Raw genomic sequence first — 16,225 nt, 5'->3', positions numbered from 1 at the left:
CTTCCATCGCAGGCGGCCGGTCGCCTATCGGCGACGTCCATGACGGTGGAGGCGCAGCGGAGGCAGGCGTGAGCGAATATCAATATTATGAATTCCAGGCGGTCGATCATCCGCTCGACGAAACGGATCGGCAGGCGCTCCGGGCGATATCGACACGGGCGCGGATCACGGCGACGAGCTTCACCAATTCCTACGAATGGGGCGACCTGAAGGGCGACCCCGCCGATTTCATGAAGCGCTGGTTCGACCTTCATCTCTATCTGGCAAACTGGGGAACACGGCGGCTGATGATCCGGTTGCCCAAAAAGCTGGTGGATCAGCGGTTTCTCAAGCCGCTTTTGCTCGGGATCGATTGGGCTACGCTGCAGGCGGCTGGCGACACCCTGATCCTCGATATCGCGCGCGACGAAGTCGAACTGGATGAGGATTGGGATGACGGCTCTGGCTGGCTCGCCGCGCTTGCGCCGCTCCGGGCCGATCTCCTCGCGGGCGACCTTCGGCTCTTTTATCTGTTGTGGCTGGGCGCGATCGAGGCTGAAGGGCTGGGCGATGACGAGATTGAGCCCATGGCAGGCATCGGGCCGCTGACGGGGGCGCTTGGAGCATTTGCAGAATTTTTCGACATCGATCCCGACCTTGTGCAGGCGGCGGCCGATCGCCCCATGGATATGATGGCGATGTCGCCCGCCGCCGCAGGAGAAGTCATTGCGGCCATGACCGATCGTGAGAAGACGGACCTGCTCACCCGCCTGTTCGGCGGCGATCCCAACATCGCCGTAGAGTTACGCGCGCTGGTTCGAAAACAGCTGGGTGAGCAACATGTCGGCTTGCCCAATGGTACGCGAACCGCTGGCGAATTGCGGTCCCGCGCACGCGCCATCCGCCTCGCTCGGGATCGTGCGAAGGCTGAGAAGGCGGCGGCCGACCGCCGTCGGCAACTGGAGGAAGCCGAGAAAGCGCGCCTTGTCCGGATCGATGCCCTTGCTCGACGCGGCGAGGGTGCCTGGCAGGAGGTGGAAGCCGAAATCGAGCGTCGCAATGCTCCCGGCTATGACAAGGCCGTCGCCCTTCTTGTCGATCTTCGTGCCATTGCCGAGACGCAAGGTGCAGTGGCCGAATTCGGCCGGCGGCTTCACGGAATCCGCGAGCGGCATGCTCGGAAGGAGCGTTTCATCGAACGGCTGACAACCATGCCCTAGCGGGGGCTGAGCGCCGCCTCCCGAACCGCCTTATCCATCCTCTCCTGGGCCGGGCATCGAGCTTCAATCCGAACTGCGCGAAAACCTCGACCAGAATTTTGAGTTAAGGTGCCCAGGCCAGTCCAAATCTGGAATTGTTAATTATTACTATTGTTGCCTCTTCTTGCAACTTCTTCACCCTCGATTCTCTCAAGGCGGTGCTGGCGCTCTCGGCGGTGCTGGCGCTCTCGGCGGTGCTGGCGCTCTCGGCGGTGCTGTTTTTTGTCGGGTTCCTGTTCTGGCTGGCCGAGCGCAAGCACAACCCGGAGGAATTTTCCCGGAGTCCCAGGGGCATCGGCTCGGGCTTCTGGTTTTCGGCGGTGACGATGACCACTGTCGGCTATGGCGACAAAGCGCCGCGCACGGCGGCGGGCAAGGTGATCGCGTTGGTCTGGATGTTCGCCGCGATCATCATCATCTCGACTTTCACCGGCATGATCGCCTCCTCGCTTACCGAAGGGCGTCTTGCGGACGCGATTGCGGGGCCGGATGACCTTCCCGCCGCCACGGTCGGTTCGACTCGGCATTCCGCCACCGACGAATGGCTGACCGACGCCGGTATCGTTTTTACCGGGTTTCCCGACGTCCAGTCGGGTCTCGATGCGCTCCGTCAGGGCCGGATCGACGCCTTCGTCTATGACAAGCCGCTGCTGCGCTATCTGTCGCGCAAGGAGGTTGGCGACGAACTGAGAATGCTGCCGGGCACTTTCGGACGGCAGGACTATGGTATTGCGCTCGGGCAGGGCAGTCCCTTGCGTGAGCCGGTCGACATCGCGTTGCTCAAGGAGATCGAGGGATCGCGCTGGCGCGACGAAATCCGCAAGACGCTCGGCAAGCGGAACTGACGGGTCAGGCGGCTTCCTTCTCGATGAACTCGGGATAGAAGCTCGGCTCGCGATCCGACCAGCCGGGGGCCGTTGCCGCCGCCTCGCTGATCGAATGGAGAAGTACCCTGCGGCGGTCCGGGCGGATCTGGGGCAGCGCGGCCGCGCCGCAGAAGGCGCCGGGAAGCCATGGGCGCACCCAGGCGCCGAGCAGGCGCTCGTAGAGGAAGCGGAAGGCCGAAAACGAATCGAGCCGGTCCTGCGCGAGATCGAAAGCCGCCATGCGCAGGAGCTTGCCCACAAAGGTCTCGATGTCGGCGAACGCCTCGTCGTCGGGCCGCATGGCTCGCAGCGCTTTCAGGTTCTGGTAAGCGACGTACTGGTCGCGAATCGAGGCGGACTCGTTGGCGTCGCGCGCCCAGAGCTTGAAGGCGTCCTGTCGCCCGAGGCCAACGTCGAGGCTGCGCCGGATGTAGCGCTGTTCGCTGGCGGAAAAGCTCGCGAACTCGCGCAGCTCGCTGATGGTCAGAGTGGCCGTTCCCGCGTAAGCCATTTTCGTGTTCCCAAAGACGTGAAGTACACCTCTCCACATCGCCGAGTTAACCATGCAGTGCTTGCCAACTCGTTAACTATACGCGGGTTTCGGCACGAACTTCCGGGCGGGTCTTGGGCAATATTCGCGCCGTCACCCTCCCCCGACAAGGAACGAAGGCCGTCCCTGCGCATTGCCATAGGGGAAGGTCCGTGCGCGGGAGAAGGCGATGGAATATCTCTGGGCGTTTGTTGTCATCGGCGGACCCATCCTGCTCGGCCTCGGCATTCTCTATGGCACGATCCAGTACCGCAGGCGCAACCGCAGGTTCGATCGGGTGTCCGATGAAGGCGCGCGCAAGCTTCGGGAGGAACTGGAAGAAGAGGACAGCCGGCGCGGCTGAAGCTTCAGATCAGGCCGGCCAGCGGGCTGGAGGGATCGGCATAGCGCCGCGTCGCCATGCGTCCCGCGAGATAGGCGTCGCGCCCCGCCTCGACCGCCAGCTTCATCGCCCGGGCCATGCGGATCGGGTCCTTCGCCTCGGCGATCGCGGTATTCATCAGCACGCCGTCGCAGCCCAGTTCCATGGCAACGGCCGCGTCCGAAGCGGTGCCCACGCCGGCATCGACCAGCACCGGCACGTTCGCGCCTTCGACGATCAGGCGTATGGTCACCTTGTTCTGGATGCCGAGGCCCGAACCGATCGGCGCGCCCAGCGGCATGATCGCCACCGCGCCCGCCTCTTCGAGCTGCCTCGCCGCGATCGGATCGTCGACGCAGTAGACCATCGGCGCGAAGCCTTCCTTCGCCAGCACTTCGCAGGCCTTCAGCGTTTCGCGCATGTCGGGATAGAGCGTGCGGGCCTCGCCCAGCACTTCCAGCTTCACCAGATCCCAGCCGCCTGCCTCCCGGGCGAGACGCAGCGTGCGGATCGCCTCTTCGGCGGTGAAGCAGCCGGCGGTGTTGGGCAGGTAGGTGATCTTCTTCGGGTCGATGAAGTCGGTCAGCATCGGAGCACTGGGGTCGGAGACATTGACCCGGCGCACCGCGACGGTCACGATCTGTGCGCCGGAAGCCTCGACGGCGGCGGCGTTCTCCTCGAAATCCCTGTACTTGCCGGTGCCCACGATCAGGCGGGAGCGGAAAGTGCGGCCGGCGACTGTCCAGGTATCGGAGGAGCCGGTCTTTGCGGAGGTATCGGTCAAGGTTCGCTTCCTTTCGGGGGAGCGCGGTAGGGGCGATGGCTGGCGGTTACAAGTGTCCGCCGCCCACGAAGTGGACGATCTCGAGCACGTCGCCGTCGCCGAGCCGGACCTTGGCCAGCGTCGAGCGCGGAGCGATCTCGCCATTGTGCTCGACCGCGACCTTGCGGGGGTCCAGCCCAAGGCTGGCGACGAGATCGGCGATGCTCGAACCCGGCGCGGTTCGGCGGGGTTCGCCATTGACGGTGAGCGAGAGTTCTGCGGGCATGTCTCCGCAGATAGCGTGCGGTGCCGTCAGTGCAAGGCCGCCCTGCTCAGCGCGAAACGTGCCCACGCAGGTTGCCGATGTGCGCGAAGGCGACGAGCGTGACGCCCATGACCGTAAGCACAGCTTCCGGCAGGCCGTGGCCCACCGCGATCGCGGCCGCCATCAGCGCAAGACCGATGCCCCCGATGACGAGCGGCCCGACGCGCCCGTGACGCAGGACGCCCAGGCCCAGCGAGACAAGGCCGACCACCAGTGCCAGTGCCAGGCCTACCTTGTGTATGGCGGGAGAAAGCAGCGCCTCACCGCCCAGACCCAGCACGCCGACGAGGAGCACGCCGAGAAAGCAATGCACCGCGCAAAGCCCGCTCAGGAGAATCCCCGCACGGTCGAGCCGATCACGAATCGCGAAAAGAGTGCTGCGCATGGCATATGCGTTATGTGATAATGTAACATTGCGCAAGCGTTGACGTTGCCCGCAAACGTTGCCCTTGCCTAATTCGTTCCAAGAACGCAGGAACGCGCGGCATGAGAGTCGCAGACGGTCGCCCGATAATTGGTACAACCGACGACATCACGCCGATGGTGCGATGGTTGTTCGCGGTCGCGGCGCTTGTCGTGCTGATCGTGGCTGTCGGCGGGATCACCCGGCTGACCGAATCGGGGCTGTCGATCACCCAATGGAAAGCGATCACCGGCGTGATCCCGCCGCTGACCGAGGCGCAGTGGCAGGCTGAGTTCGCCGACTACAGGAAGATCCCGCAATATCTCGATGTGAACGGCCCGGCGGGCATGACGCTGGCGCAGTACAAGTTCATCTATTTCTGGGAATGGATCCACCGCCTGCTCGCGCGCCTGATCGGGCTGGCCTTCGCGTTGCCGCTGGCGTGGTTCTGGTTCAGGCGCACGATCCCGCTCGGTTACAAGCCGCGGCTGCTGGCGCTGCTGGCGCTGGGCGGGTTGCAGGGGGCGGTCGGCTGGTGGATGGTCTCTTCCGGCCTCACGCCCGAAGCGGCCGACCGGGTGAGCCACTTTCGTCTCGCGGCCCATCTGCTGACGGCGCTGGTCACGCTCGGCGGCCTCGTGTGGACCGCGCTCGATCTCATGGAACTGCGACGCGGCCAGGCGCCGGCGCGCCTCCAACGGTTCGGTGTCGGGGTGCTGGCGGTGCTCATGTTCCAGCTGTTCATGGGCGCGATGGTGGCCGGGCTTCGCGCCGGGTACGTTGCCGGCGCCGGCTGGTTCAGCATGGATGCCTGGCCATTGATGCAAGGGCGCTTCTTTCCGGAAGGCGTCGAATGGGCGGCCGGCTTCTTCCATGCCTTGTTCAGCGATCCCTACCTCACGCACTTCATTCATCGCTGGTGGGCGTGGGTGGTCGCCGCCGCGCTGGTGGTTCTCGCTCGCAGGCTGCGCGCGCGTCGTCAGCGGGGCATTTCGGTGGCGATACACTGCGCCTTCGGCACGCAGGTGCTGCTCGGCATCTTCACCGTGTGGTCGGGCATGAGCCTGTGGCTGGCCGTCGCGCACCAGCTCGTCGGTGCGCTGCTTGTCATGGCTACGGTCTGGGGCGTTCACGCGCTTGGCCGCCGCGATCAGGTCGGATACGGCGTATGAGCGGGCCGGGCGAGAACGTCCCCGCGCTCGTCTGGTGCCCGTTTCCCGATGAAGAGGCGGCGCTGGCGGCAATTCACACGCTTCTTGACGAAAAGCTGATCGCCTGCGGCAACGTGCTGGGCGGGATGACCTCGGTGTTCGTCTGGAATGGCGAGAAGGACACGGCGCGCGAGGCGGGGGCGTTGCTCAAGACCAATGCCGCGCTGCTCGACTCCGCCGTCGCACGGCTCGCCGAACTGCATCCTTATGACGAGCCTGCGGTACTCGGCTGGCGCTGTGACGCGGCGGCCGCGGGAACGGCCGCCTGGCTCGCGGCGATCGCCGGGAATTGCTGAAGGTATTATTTTACCTCCACGGAATCCCGCGCTCTGCTTGACTTGGCGGAGGTTTTCGACGATTTGCCCGCCTTCCCGCGCATCGGGAGATTCGTACTTTCAAGCGATTCATCCGGGCCGCGCACGAAACATAGGGATTAGACCAGCCATGAAGGCGCTCACGAAGGTCACCCGGTCGATCAAGCCGGCCGAGGTGGAAAAAAAGTGGCATCTGATCGATGCCGAAGGTCTGGTGGTTGGCCGCCTCGCGGTCGTCATCGCCGACCTGCTGCGCGGCAAGCACAAGCCGAGCTTCACCCCGCACGTCGATTGCGGCGATCATGTCGTCGTCATCAACGCGGAGAAGGTCCGCTTCACCGGCAACAAGCTGAAGCAGCAGACCTATTACAAGCACACCGGCTATGCCGGCGGCATCAAGGAAGTGACGGCGGACAAGGTTCTCGCCGGCCGGTTCCCCGAGCGCGTCCTTGAAAAGGCTGTGGAGCGCATGATCCCCCGTGGTCCGCTCGGCCGCGCCCAGATGCGCGCGCTGCATATCTATGCCGGCACCGAGCATCCGCACGGCGGCACCCAGCCCGAAGCGCTCGACGTCGCTTCCATGAACCGCAAGAACAAGGTGGGCGCGTAATGTCCGATACCGATACCGTCCAGAGCCTGTCCGACCTCAAGGACATCGCCGGCACCGTTGCTGACGAGACCGTCACCGCTGCCCCCGTCTCCAACGTCCCGCTGCGCGAGCAGGAAATCGACGCCCAGGGCCGCGCCTATGCCACCGGCCGCCGCAAGGACGCCGTGGCCCGTGTCTGGCTGAAGCCCGGCACGGGCAAGGTCACCGTCAACGGCCGCGACCAGGAAGTCTACTTCGCGCGCCCGACGCTGCGCCTTGTCATCAACCAGCCGTTCTCGATCACCGGCCGCGAAGGGCAGTACGACGTCGTCGCCACTGTCAAGGGCGGCGGGCTCTCGGGTCAGGCCGGCGCCGTGAAGCACGGCATCTCGCAGGCGCTCACCAGGTACGAGCCGGCGCTGCGCGGCACCGTCAAGGCAGCCGGTTTCCTCACCCGCGACAGCCGCGTGGTCGAGCGCAAGAAGTACGGCCGCGCCAAGGCCCGCCGCAGCTTCCAGTTCTCGAAGCGCTAAGCCTCGGGAAGACCTCCAGGCCTTTGGAATTCAGGAAAGGGAGCGGAAGCGCTCCCTTTTTTGATTTGCCTGTGCGGCCCGGCATTACTGGTGCCGCAGAACACCTTCGCCGACGCGCGGCATCGGCGCGAGGAAACGCAGCACGCCGAACGAAACCACCAGGAAGATCGAGCCCGCGTGAAGCGCGAAAGGCAGATCCTTCCAGTCGGCGAGGGCGCCCCAGGTCCACGAGCCCAGCGCCATGCCGCCGAATGTCACGGCCTGGTAGATCGACAGGCAGCGGCCGAGAATCTCGTCGGGCGAGCGCATCTGCACCGCGGTGTTGATCGTGGTCAGGATCAGTACCCAGCCGATGCCGGCGGCGAAAGCGGCGGGCAGGGCGTAGAGCACCTCGTGGACTTCCGCGATCAGCGAGAGCGAGAAGACGAACATCGCCGATCCCGTCGTCAGGATACCCTCGAATCCGATCCTACGCAGGATCATGCGGATGAACGGCGCGATCACGATCGAGCCGAGCCCGAACAGCCCGAGCATCAGCCCGAAATCGAACTCGTCGCCCCGGATGTGATCGCTGACGACTGCGGGCAGCAGCGCCTGGTATGCGGCAAGGCTGAAGCCCAGCGCGAGCCCGCGGATCAGAATCCTGCGTAGTTGCGGCGTGGTCGCGCAGTACCGGAGCCCGACGCCGACGGCGGGAAGGATCGGCCGGCGTTCGACCTGACGCGGCGGCGGTCGCCACCAGAGCAGAACGCCGATCAGGCCGATATAGCTGATCGCGTTGATCAGGAATGCGAATGATACGTCCCAGATCGAGATCAGCACGCCGCCCAGCGCGGGACCGACGGAGCGGGCAATATTGAACGAGATGGAGTTGAGCGCGATGGCCTGCGGAAGCTGCTCCGGGTGGACCTGCTGGCGCACGGATGCCTGCCAGGCCGGTGAGTTGAGCGCGGTGCCGATGCCGACCGTCAGGGTAAAGGCGAGAAGCAGGAAGGGGCTGATCCAGCCGGCATAGGTGAGGGCGGCCAGCGCGCCCGAAACCAGTAGCATGCCCACCTGCGCGGCGAGCATGACCAGTCGCCGGTCATAGTTGTCGGCAATGGCGCCGGCGAAGACGCCGAACAGCATGATCGGCACGGTTGCCGAAGACTGGACGAGCGCGACGAGCTGATGCGAGGGCGTCAGTTCGGTCATCAGCCATGCGGCACCGACCGATTGCAGCGTCGCGCCGAGGTTGGAAAAGAGGTTTGCGATCCAGATCGCGCGGAAGACCGGATAGCGGAACGGCGAGAAAGTGCCGTTTTCCCGCACTGTGCCAGCCCGTCCGGCTACGGCGCCGGTCGCGCCTTCGTTCTCGCTGCTGCCCTGTACCACGGCCTCGGGGTATTCCGGAGGCGCGTCCCGGGCAAGCGCTAAGCGTGCCCGTCCTCTCGCTGCGGAGCTATTGGATAGCTACAGAATGTAACGCATCCGGATCGATACATGGGCGTCCTCTCCCCCGACGGGAAAGGCGGCCTCGGCAAAGCTGGGCGGCCCCATGCGCACGGGCGCGTCTCGGGAAAAGCCGAAACCTTCGCGCGGTATCATCAGGCGCTTGTCCAGCTTGCCGTTGCCGTTCTCGTCATGGACGAGGGCGATCGCATAGCGGCCGTCGGGCACCGCACCGAAATTGATGCGCAAGTTCGCTCCGGCGCGGACGATGCGGGTGAAGGCGTGCGGGTCCTTCGCGCAATCCGGGAAGGCATCGGGGCGGGTCGTCAGGCAGGCAAGGACCTGTCCCTTGGTCGAGCGCAAGCCGGTGACGGTAGCTGAAACGTCCGCCTTGTCGACGCTCGCCACCGGTGCGGCCCCGGCTGCCAGCGGCAGGCACAGGGCAAGGGTCAGGGCGCGGAGAGGCCCTTGTCGGTCCCGCACAGATGATCCCAGAATCGGAAGTAGAGTCCGTAGTTGCATCGATAGAACTCGTGATGACGGTTATGATGACTGGCGGTTATCAGCCAGTGCCCTGCGCGCGAATGAACGAGCCGACGGGGGAAGATGTCCCAACCCATGTGGTTGGTGATGCCCATGACGGTCATCATCAGCAGGACGAGTCCCAGCACGCCGACATGGATCGGCACGAAGAAGACAAGGGCGGGGATGACGACCGCTCCGGTCACGGCTTCGAGGGGATGAAAGCTCATCGCCGCCCAGGCCGTCGGCGGCCGGCTTGCATGGTGGACGGCATGGGCGATGCGGAACGGGCCGGGAAGGTGCATCCAGCGGTGCGTCCAGTAGAACCAGGTGTCGTGGAGGATGAGGTAGGTCAGCAGCGAGAGCGGCATCCACCACAGCGGGTAATCGTCCGCATCGGTGTAGATTCGCGTCCAGCCATGGTCCTGCCAGCCCCAGGCGACGATTCCGGCGGGAATGCCGTAGATCGCCGCCGAAATCAGCGACCAGCCGATCTCTCGGCCGATCTGCTGTCCCAGGCCCTTGTAGAGGCCGGGGCGCACCCTGCCTGTGATCCAGGCGAACAGGCCCGAAGTCGTCAGGTAGCGCACGCCCACGATCGCCGTCATGGCGGCGGCGGAGGCGATCACCGCCCAGGGACCCGGACCGAAGCTTTCTGGCATGGCGGAAGCCTTATGGCCCCGCCATGCCCGATAGGCTAGCCCGCGCGGCGCACCGCGCTCTTGTGCGCGCCGACGGTCTTGGGGGCGCGCGAACGGAACCGGCGCTTGCGCTGGCCGCCATCCTCGCTGCCGTGCTCGCCCCTGCGTTCGCCATGGGGCGCGTCGTGACGTGGGCGCTCGCCGTGCGGACGATCGTGGCGGCGTTCGTCGCTACGCTGGCCGCCGCGTGCCTGCTGGCCTCTCGGCTTGCTCGAACCTTGCGGCTGCGCCGGAGCCTTGCGGCTGGGCGCGGGGAGGCGCGCCGCCTGCTTCTGGAAATCCTCGGGCAGGGCGAGCGCGTCGAGCTTGATGCGGGTCAGGCGCTCGATGTCACGGATGTAGGGCTTTTCGTCCGGCGCGACGTAGCTGATCGCGATGCCATCCGCGCCGGCGCGCGCGGTGCGGCCGATACGGTGGACGTATTGTTCGGGCACGTTCGGGATCTCGAAGTTGTAGACGTGGCTCACGCCCGAAACGTCGATGCCGCGCGCGGCGATGTCAGTGGCGACGAGCACGCGCACGGTGCCCTGGCGGAAGCCTCCGAGCGCCGCGGTGCGCTGGCCCTGGCTCTTGTTGCCGTGGATCGCGGCGGCGGGGATGCCGGCCGCCGTGAGGTGGCGCACCACGCGGTCGGCCCCGTGCTTGGTACGGGTGAAGACGAGCGCGCGGTCGATTGCACCATGTTCGGCGTTATCGCCCGCGTCGGGCGCAAGGCCCTCGCGCAGCTTGATCGTCAGCAGCGCCTGCTTCTCGGCCTGGTTGATGAAGGTCGCGTACTGCTCGACGCGCTCGGCCGTCGTCGCCTGCGGGGCGACTTCCACCTTGACCGGGTTGTTGATGAACTGCTTGCCCAGCTCGGCGATCGCCTGCGGCATGGTGGCGGAGAAGAACAGGCTCTGGCGCGACTTGGGCAGCAGAGCGGCGACGCGCTTGAGCGGCACGATGAAGCCGAGGTCCATCATCTGGTCGGCTTCGTCGAGCACGAAGATCTCGACGTGGCGCAGCGTCAGCGCGCGCTGGTCGATCAGGTCGAGCAGGCGGCCCGGCGTGGCGACGAGGATGTCGGTGCCGCGCTCGAGCGCACGCGCCTGCTTGCCGACGGGAACGCCGCCGAACACGCACTGGACCGAAAGGTTCAGGAATTTCGCGTAGCCGCGCATGTTATCGGCGATCTGCGCCGCCAGCTCGCGGGTAGGAGAGAGCACCAGCATGCGGCAGCCGGCGTTGTTGCGCGGCTTGGGATCGTGGGCGAGGCGGTGGAGCGAAGGCAGCGCGAACGCGGCAGTCTTGCCGGTGCCGGTCTGCGCGATTCCGAGCAGATCGCGGCCCTCGAGCAGCGCGGGAATCGCCTTGCGCTGGATCGGCGAGGGATCGGTGTAGCCCTTGGCCTCGAGCGCGCGGAGAATGGGCTCGGCAAGGCCAAGTTCGGAGAAATAGGACATACGTCACTTTCAAAAAGTGCGGGGCGCACGGGCCATCATGGCCCGCGAACACAGCAAGGGTTCGTTTCGGGCGACCCTGCGTGAGGAAGGAAGCTTGATTCAGTTGGCAACCGCTCATCCGGGCCGGCCTTCGCGCATTTCGCACGTCGACCTCACGCTGCTCTCGGATTGCGGCGGGGACAGGTCCCGCGCGCCGGTTACGGAAGGGGCCTCTAGAGTGCATTGCAGGAAAGCGCAAGAAAATTACGCTTGCCCTGCGGGTCACACCTGCTCAAGGCAAGCATCATGCACGACGTGCCTTCGCCCTGCACCGGCGTATGCCGGGTCGACAACGCCACGGGCTATTGCCTCGGTTGCAGGCGCACGATGGACGAAATCGCCGAATGGCCGCTGCTGGGGGCGGGCGCAAAACGCGCGGTGCTGGCAAGGCTCGCTGGCAGGGCGGTTCCTTCTTTCCGCAAATGAGGGCCTAACCCTCCCTGCCCCATTGCAGGGTATGCGTATCCCCCAGGTTCACCAGCCGCCGCAGCGAGGCGCGCGCGAGGCGTTCAACTTCCACCTTGCGGCGCGCGGGGGCCAGTTGGCGCAGGGGGGCGGGACGCAGGATCTCGGCATCGTAGGCGTCGGCGACGATCAGTCCGCACCGCTCCGGCAAGAAGGCCTCGCTCTCGAGCGGCGCGCGGTCGAGCGCGGGAGGCAGGCCCCAGTAGAAGCGGTCGCAATAATCGAGGTAATCGGTCCACTTGCCGTCGCCCAGTAGATCGGCGCGGCTGACCTTGATCTCCACGATCACGACATGGCCCTTGGCGTCGATTCCCATCAGATCGGCGCGCCGGCCGCAGCGCAGCGGCATCTCGGCAAGACACCAGATATCGTTGCGCGCGAACAACCTGCCGATGCCGCGCACGACATTGGACGCCGCGAGACTGGCGGGGTTCGTCGCCGGAATCGCGACGCGGGAATCGGGTCCGGTCATGCCCGCATGATAGGAACATAATGGGAACTTGCAAGAATGGATGCGTTTGCCGCGGGCGCCAGGTCCGGGCTATCCTGTGCGCCCGAAGGCAATTGTCGGGCAGAGGCGCGGGCATGGCCGCGCGTGCGACGACCACCCGCCCCTTGCCGCCATTGCCCGTCGCAGGGCTACGAAGATTTTGCCGCTGGAATCTGCAAGCGGCCTCTGCTAACCGCCGCTCCACTGCACCCGTAGCTCAGCTGGATAGAGCGCTGCCCTCCGAAGGCAGAGGCCACAGGTTCGAATCCTGTCGGGTGCGCCATTTCGGTTCAAAACCACGAACGCCTAGCACCGCCGCCTCTACGCCAGAGGCGGCGGTGAGGGTTCGGAGCAGTTCGCTCCGCAGTCCGCGGATGCGGACTTCCCTCTTGCTCATGACTTCGACCCTCTGGGCAACAGCCCGAACCTGATCGCGGGCGAACGTCCCGTCACCGTTCCGCAGCTTCATACGCAGGGCCGCAGCAAACGCCCGGAGGGTTTCCGGTGTGATCGTCGGGCCGATCTTGAGGATATGCGCCAAGGCGCGCTCAGATTCGCCCTTGGCCTGATCGCGCGTCGCGGTCAGTTCGGCAATACGATCCTTGAGAGACGGGTCGCTTACGTCGATGACGCCATTCTCAATCGCCTCGTAAAGCCGCTTGAGCTTCGCTTCCGCCTCGGTCGCGCGTCGTGCAAGGTCGGCGACATGCTCGCGACGCTGGTTCACCCACTCGTCGCGGCGTTCGAGGATCTGATCCATCAGGGCTTCGAGCCGTGCCGGATCGAGTAGCCGCGCTTCGAGATGATCGACCACGGCCTCAGTGAGTCGGTCCATCGGCACGGTGATACCGGGACAGCCGGTCGCGCCCTGCCGTGCCTTCGTCGAGCAGGTGTAGTAGCGATATTCGCGTCCGACGCTGCTGGTGCCGGTGCGCAGCGTCATCGCGCCGCCGCAGCACGCACAGAAGCAGATGCCCGTGAGCAGCGTCGGGCCGCCCACCGCCATCGGCGCCATCATTTTCGGGCTGCGCGCCTTGAGCGAGCGCTGGACAGCCTCGAACTCGGCTTCCGAGACGATCGCCGTCACTCCCATGACAGCGTGCTCGCTCTCCGGCTTGGGTGTCCTCGTCTTGTGGTCGCGGGTGTTGAAACGGTGCTGGCCAATATAGGTCGTGCGGGTGAGCACCTGATGCACCGCGCCCACGCCCCAGCGCCCGCCATCGCGGGTCCGGACGTTGTTCTCATTGAGCCAGGTGGCGATCGACTTGAGGCCCATCGGGCCTTTGTTATCGACGCCATTCAACGCCATGCGGTAGATGCGCCGCACCGTTTCTGCCTGGATCGGGTCGATCTCCAGCTTCTTCTTGATCTTCGCGCCGCGCTCGCCGGCCGCGATCACGCGGTAGCCGATTGGCGCACGCGCGCCGTTCCAGAAGCCTTGCCGGGCATTCTCTTTCATCGCGCGCAGCGTGTGCTTGCCGTTCTCCTTCGACTGATACTCATCGAACAGCGTCATGATCTGACGCATCAACACGCTCATGGGATCATCGCCCAGGTCTTGCGTAATCGAGACGAGCTTCACGCCGTTCTTCGCCAGCTTGCGGACATAGAACTCGAACTGGAACTGATCGCGGAAAAACCGTGAGAAGCTGTGGACGACAATGACGGTGAATGACGGCGGCTTGGTCATGGCCGCGTCGATCATCGCCTGGAAAGCCGGGCGGCGATCATCCGTCGCGGTGTTACCCGGCTCGACGAACTCGGCCGCGACCTCCCACCCGCGCGACAGGCAATAGCCTTCGATCTGGCGGCGCTGATCGGGAATGGACAGGTCGCTCTCGGCCTGGCGGCCGGTCGAGACGCGCAGGTAAAGGGCGGCACGAGCGGCCGCAATGACCGGCGCCCCATCCTCATCCCGGCGCATGGCGGCGCTGGTCATGACGCTTCAATCCTGACTTCACGGCAGAGGGCCGAACAGCTTGTCCAGCTCCTGCCGCATATGGCCTTCGATCGCGCGCAATTCCGCGTCGCCAATCGGCACTTGCTTCGGCCAATCGTCGGATACGACGATTGGCCTGTCATCGTCGTGCGACCGGCGCGAAGCCCGGCGCGGCGCGACTTGGTTGGTATAGTCATGCAGGTCATCCGGGCATTCGGCCCAGCGACGAGGCGTGCGGCGGCGGAGCTTGCGAGGAAGGGCCATAGCGGCAGGCTGCCGCGCAGCCGCATCCCGCGCAAAGCCTCTCGCGAGGCGAAGCGCAGATAGGGGTGCACGGCGGCAGGCGTCATGCGTCGCCCCACGGATCGACGACCGTGATCCCGCAATCAACGAAGTCGCGGACGTTGCGAGTCGCCAGCCGCGCCCCGCGCGAGCGCACGATGGCCGCGATTTGCGCGTCAATCTGGCTGATCGGCTTGCCGCCCTGTTTCCGCCCGGCGGCAATCTCGGGATAGGCAAGAGCAGCGTCGGTATCAAACGACAAGACACGTCCGGCAAGATCGACATCGAACATGGGGCGTGCGGCCGCCAGAAGGTCATCGCGGCGACGGCCCTCGGGAAGTAGCGCCAGTCCGTAAAAGATTTCCGCCTGCGTCAGCGTCGTGGTGAACACGCCCGCCATTGGCTGCTCGGCGATCCACACCATGACCTTCGGATCAGGCTCGCGGCGCATCAGTTCGGAAATGACGTTAGTATCGAGGACGATCATTCGCCGAAGTCCACCGCCCGGATAGACTCACGGGGCACGTCAGGCAGATCGACCCCGCCCAGCGCACCGAAGCGGTCATGGATGGCCTGGCCCAGATTGCGAGGCCGCGGGATTTCGGTCGAGAGCGCCGAACGCAGGATATCTCGGGCCTCATCTTCCATCGAACGGCCGTGCATTGCCGCCCGCAGGCGCAGACGATTTTTGATTGCATCGTCGATGTTTCGGATTGTCATGACGGCCATATGCGCCTCCATAAGTCATTGACTGCATATTAGTCGATGAGGTCGAAAAATGCAAGGTTAGGGCTGGTGCCTCCCTGCGGGACCGCCGCTCTATCTCCGCTGCGCTCCGACCGAGCCCCTGCGGGTCTCGTCCCTGCCGGGTGACGCTAATGCGCCGATCGGCCAATCCGCCGCGCGGATTGTAGCTGTTTCAAACTGTGGAGATCGGGACAGGGCTGCGCCGGCCCGATCGCGTTGCTGCGTCGTTTCACTCCCGCGATGGGGTGGGCGTCGCTTCCCTTTAGGCCCGCCGCGCCGGGCCGCAACGCGCGCAGGGCGCGCTTACCTGAGAACACCGGCAATAAAAGGGGCCAGTTATCGGCCGGCACCTCCGGGATAAAAGGGGGCCAGTCCTGCTAGACCTCCGTTTTTGGGCGGGGGTGGAGGATGAAGAGAGTGGAACTTTATCAGAAGGTCCGCCGCGCCGTGATGATCGACGGGATGAGCCGGCGCGGTGCTGCGGCGTATTTTGGCATCAACCGCAAGACGGTGGACAAGATGCTAGTTTTCCCGGAGCCGCCGCAGCACGGGCGATCCGGCCGGACCTACAGCGGCAAGCTGGCGGAGTTTACCGGGATCATCGACCAGATACTGGCTGATGACTGTCCGCTGAGATGTGACCCGGGATTTTCATCGAGAACTGGCTCTGACTCACATTTGCTGCTGCTGAGGTAAGCTCCTCCCGCATCATTGGGAGGATCTGCCATGCATGGTCGATTTCAACGTGCGCGCCTGGCTCCTGAAGGCTTGGTGGTTGTATCAGTGCAAAGCGTCGGAGATGATTTCCAGATCATGCTCCGCTCACGGCGTAGTTCAGGTGTTTGCCCGGATTGCGGGCGTCCAAGCCGACGGATTCAGAGCCGGTATGTGCGCCGGCCGTCGGATCTCCCACTTGCTGGGCGCCGCGTCGTTCTCACGATCCTGGCGCGCCGCTTTTGGTGTGACACCGTCGTGTGCGGTCGACGCATTTTCTGCGAGCAGTTCGATGCCGGC

Annotated in this window: 23 protein-coding genes, 1 tRNA gene and 1 pseudogene; 12 read left to right on the top strand and 13 right to left on the bottom strand. The window is 65.2% G+C overall.

From position 1 onward, the window contains the following. Positions 1-68: 68 nt before the first annotated feature. On the top strand, positions 69-1,199 hold the full coding sequence (locus IEX32_RS11465) for a coiled-coil domain-containing protein (RefSeq protein ID WP_188771626.1): 1,131 nt from the start codon (positions 69-71) through the stop codon (positions 1,197-1,199). A 134-nt stretch (positions 1,200-1,333) separates the two neighbouring features. Continuing rightward, positions 1,334-2,083, top strand: a complete 750-nt coding sequence (locus tag IEX32_RS11460; RefSeq protein ID WP_229736329.1) for an ion channel — start codon at positions 1,334-1,336, stop codon at positions 2,081-2,083. A 4-nt stretch (positions 2,084-2,087) separates the two neighbouring features. Here IEX32_RS11460 and IEX32_RS11455 read toward each other — a convergent pair whose 3' ends face one another. Further along, complete coding sequence (locus IEX32_RS11455; RefSeq protein WP_188771624.1) at positions 2,088-2,615, bottom strand: hypothetical protein; 528 nt, start codon at positions 2,613-2,615, stop codon at positions 2,088-2,090. Positions 2,616-2,823: 208 nt separating this feature from the next. Between IEX32_RS11455 and IEX32_RS11450 the strand changes: the two genes are divergently transcribed. Next, positions 2,824-2,997, top strand: a complete 174-nt coding sequence (locus IEX32_RS11450; protein ID WP_188771622.1) for a hypothetical protein — start codon at positions 2,824-2,826, stop codon at positions 2,995-2,997. Positions 2,998-3,001: 4 nt separating this feature from the next. On the opposite strand, the gene IEX32_RS11445 is transcribed toward IEX32_RS11450, so the two are convergent. The 3 genes from IEX32_RS11445 to IEX32_RS11435 are packed head-to-tail and all read right to left on the bottom strand — an operon-like array spanning position 3,002 to position 4,488. Further along, positions 3,002-3,799 (bottom strand): bifunctional sulfur carrier protein/thiazole synthase protein, encoded by a 798-nt coding sequence (locus IEX32_RS11445; protein ID WP_188771620.1) that lies wholly within the window; start codon positions 3,797-3,799, stop codon positions 3,002-3,004. Positions 3,800-3,845: 46 nt separating this feature from the next. Next, positions 3,846-4,064, bottom strand: a complete 219-nt coding sequence (gene thiS, locus IEX32_RS11440; protein ID WP_188771617.1) for a sulfur carrier protein ThiS — start codon at positions 4,062-4,064, stop codon at positions 3,846-3,848. A 46-nt stretch (positions 4,065-4,110) separates the two neighbouring features. After that, positions 4,111-4,488, bottom strand: coding sequence for a MerC domain-containing protein (locus IEX32_RS11435; protein WP_188771615.1), 378 nt, complete (start codon positions 4,486-4,488; stop codon positions 4,111-4,113). A 101-nt stretch (positions 4,489-4,589) separates the two neighbouring features. Here IEX32_RS11435 and IEX32_RS11430 point away from each other — a divergent pair, with 101 nt between their 5' ends. From IEX32_RS11430 to rpsI, 4 genes are all read left to right on the top strand, one after another. Beyond that, entirely contained in the window at positions 4,590-5,678 is a 1,089-nt protein-coding gene (locus tag IEX32_RS11430) for a COX15/CtaA family protein (RefSeq protein ID WP_188771613.1), read from the top strand. After that, on the top strand, positions 5,675-6,013 hold the full coding sequence (gene cutA / locus IEX32_RS11425; RefSeq protein WP_188771611.1) for a divalent-cation tolerance protein CutA: 339 nt from the start codon (positions 5,675-5,677) through the stop codon (positions 6,011-6,013). Before IEX32_RS11430 ends, cutA begins: the two co-directional genes overlap by 4 nt. Positions 6,014-6,161: 148 nt before the next feature. Next, positions 6,162-6,641: a 50S ribosomal protein L13 gene (gene rplM, locus IEX32_RS11420; protein ID WP_188771609.1), complete on the top strand. Its 480-nt coding sequence runs from the start codon at positions 6,162-6,164 to the stop codon at positions 6,639-6,641. After that, a complete protein-coding gene (gene rpsI, locus IEX32_RS11415; RefSeq protein ID WP_188771607.1) occupies positions 6,641-7,153 on the top strand; it encodes a 30S ribosomal protein S9 in 513 nt (170 codons plus the stop codon). The genes rplM and rpsI overlap by 1 nt, the downstream gene beginning before the upstream one ends. A gap of 84 nt (positions 7,154-7,237) precedes the next feature. On the opposite strand, the gene IEX32_RS11410 is transcribed toward rpsI, so the two are convergent. The 4 genes from IEX32_RS11410 to IEX32_RS11395 form a co-directional block, all read right to left on the bottom strand. Continuing rightward, on the bottom strand, positions 7,238-8,527 hold the full coding sequence (locus IEX32_RS11410) for an MFS transporter (protein ID WP_188771605.1): 1,290 nt from the start codon (positions 8,525-8,527) through the stop codon (positions 7,238-7,240). 78 nt (positions 8,528-8,605) lie between these two features. Continuing rightward, on the bottom strand, positions 8,606-9,013 hold the full coding sequence (locus IEX32_RS11405) for a DUF2141 domain-containing protein (RefSeq protein WP_373285443.1): 408 nt from the start codon (positions 9,011-9,013) through the stop codon (positions 8,606-8,608). 20 nt (positions 9,014-9,033) lie between these two features. Beyond that, entirely contained in the window at positions 9,034-9,768 is a 735-nt protein-coding gene (locus IEX32_RS11400; protein ID WP_188771600.1) for a sterol desaturase family protein, read from the bottom strand. A gap of 35 nt (positions 9,769-9,803) precedes the next feature. Beyond that, on the bottom strand, positions 9,804-11,249 hold the full coding sequence (locus tag IEX32_RS11395) for a DEAD/DEAH box helicase (RefSeq protein WP_188771598.1): 1,446 nt from the start codon (positions 11,247-11,249) through the stop codon (positions 9,804-9,806). 285 nt (positions 11,250-11,534) lie between these two features. On the opposite strand from IEX32_RS11395, the gene IEX32_RS11390 reads away from it, so the two are divergent. Beyond that, a complete protein-coding gene (locus tag IEX32_RS11390; protein WP_188771596.1) occupies positions 11,535-11,714 on the top strand; it encodes a DUF1289 domain-containing protein in 180 nt (59 codons plus the stop codon). Between the two features lie 4 nt (positions 11,715-11,718). Here IEX32_RS11390 and IEX32_RS11385 read toward each other — a convergent pair whose 3' ends face one another. Next, on the bottom strand, positions 11,719-12,225 hold the full coding sequence (locus tag IEX32_RS11385; RefSeq protein WP_188771594.1) for an MmcB family DNA repair protein: 507 nt from the start codon (positions 12,223-12,225) through the stop codon (positions 11,719-11,721). A 224-nt stretch (positions 12,226-12,449) separates the two neighbouring features. On the opposite strand from IEX32_RS11385, the gene IEX32_RS11380 reads away from it, so the two are divergent. Both IEX32_RS11380 and IEX32_RS20685 read left to right on the top strand, forming a co-directional pair. Next, positions 12,450-12,526: transfer RNA gene (locus IEX32_RS11380), tRNA-Arg, on the top strand. 249 nt (positions 12,527-12,775) lie between these two features. After that, on the top strand, positions 12,776-13,033 hold the full coding sequence (locus IEX32_RS20685) for a hypothetical protein (protein ID WP_229736328.1): 258 nt from the start codon (positions 12,776-12,778) through the stop codon (positions 13,031-13,033). Positions 13,034-13,102: 69 nt separating this feature from the next. Here IEX32_RS20685 and IEX32_RS20680 read toward each other — a convergent pair. The 4 genes and pseudogenes from IEX32_RS20680 to IEX32_RS11360 all read right to left on the bottom strand — a co-directional run. Beyond that, positions 13,103-14,167: pseudogene (locus IEX32_RS20680) on the bottom strand (recombinase family protein); the annotation flags it as partial. A gap of 33 nt (positions 14,168-14,200) precedes the next feature. Continuing rightward, positions 14,201-14,446, bottom strand: a complete 246-nt coding sequence (locus tag IEX32_RS11370; protein WP_229736327.1) for a hypothetical protein — start codon at positions 14,444-14,446, stop codon at positions 14,201-14,203. 82 nt (positions 14,447-14,528) lie between these two features. Then, positions 14,529-14,951, bottom strand: coding sequence for a type II toxin-antitoxin system VapC family toxin (locus IEX32_RS11365; RefSeq protein WP_188771591.1), 423 nt, complete (start codon positions 14,949-14,951; stop codon positions 14,529-14,531). Then, a complete protein-coding gene (locus IEX32_RS11360) occupies positions 14,948-15,193 on the bottom strand; it encodes a FitA-like ribbon-helix-helix domain-containing protein (protein ID WP_188771589.1) in 246 nt (81 codons plus the stop codon). Before IEX32_RS11360 ends, IEX32_RS11365 begins: the two co-directional genes overlap by 4 nt. A 426-nt stretch (positions 15,194-15,619) precedes the next feature. Here IEX32_RS11360 and IEX32_RS11355 point away from each other — a divergent pair, with 426 nt between their 5' ends. Beyond that, positions 15,620-15,907: a hypothetical protein gene (locus IEX32_RS11355; RefSeq protein ID WP_188771587.1), complete on the top strand. Its 288-nt coding sequence runs from the start codon at positions 15,620-15,622 to the stop codon at positions 15,905-15,907. Positions 15,908-15,937: 30 nt separating this feature from the next. After that, positions 15,938-16,225: transposase family protein (locus tag IEX32_RS21080; RefSeq protein ID WP_188771585.1), on the top strand; the 288-nt coding region annotated here is incomplete at its 3' end.

The sequence above is a fragment of the Novosphingobium endophyticum genome (assembly GCF_014640675.1).
GTDB lineage: Bacteria > Pseudomonadota > Alphaproteobacteria > Sphingomonadales > Sphingomonadaceae > Novosphingobium > Novosphingobium endophyticum.
This window is presented reverse-complemented; position numbering and strand designations above follow the sequence as displayed.